This window comes from Vibrio sp. 2130-1 (genome assembly GCF_033339515.1).
On sequence record NZ_JAWOUT010000491.1, the window covers coordinates 1 to 593 of the forward strand.

The following is a 593-nucleotide window of genomic DNA, read 5'->3' on the forward strand; positions in this document are numbered from 1 at the left end:
GAACCGTTACGGTTGCCAGATGGTTTACCATCTTTTGAACCGCCTTCAGAGCGTTTGTTCAAGTGGCCACCGAAACCCGGTTGGTTTTTGGTGTGCTTAGTTGCAAAGCGGTTTGCACCGTGACGGCCAGACTTACGACGTTGCGCTGGAGTTTGAGCATCAATATCTTCTGCAGGAACCAAACACGTTGGTTTGTCACCAATCAAATGCTTCTTGCCCATGTTGATCAGTGCTTCACGAATTAATGGCCAGTTAGCAGGATCGTGGTAACGCAGTAGTGCTTTATGCAAACGACGTTGACGTTCACCTTTCGCGACTGGAATGTCTTCGCGCTGTTTGTACTTCACGCGTTTCAGAGGGTTAGTCTCTGAGTAGTACATTGACGTTGCGTTACACATCGGTGATGGGTAGAAGTTTTGTACTTGGTCACACTCGAAGTTGTTTTTCTTCAGCCACAGAGCAAGGTTCAGCATGTCTTCATCTTCTGTGCCTGGGTGCGCAGAGATAAAATAAGGGATTAAGTACTGCTTTTTGCCTGCTTCAGCACTGTACTTCTCGAACATTTCTTTAAAGCGATCGTACGTGCCCATGCC

At 47.4% G+C, this 593-nt stretch carries 1 protein-coding gene; it reads right to left on the bottom strand.

The genetic code is table 11. The features are described 5' to 3' along the window. Positions 1-593: DUF3362 domain-containing protein (locus tag R7Q09_RS27010; protein WP_318144060.1), on the bottom strand; the 593-nt coding region annotated here is incomplete at both ends.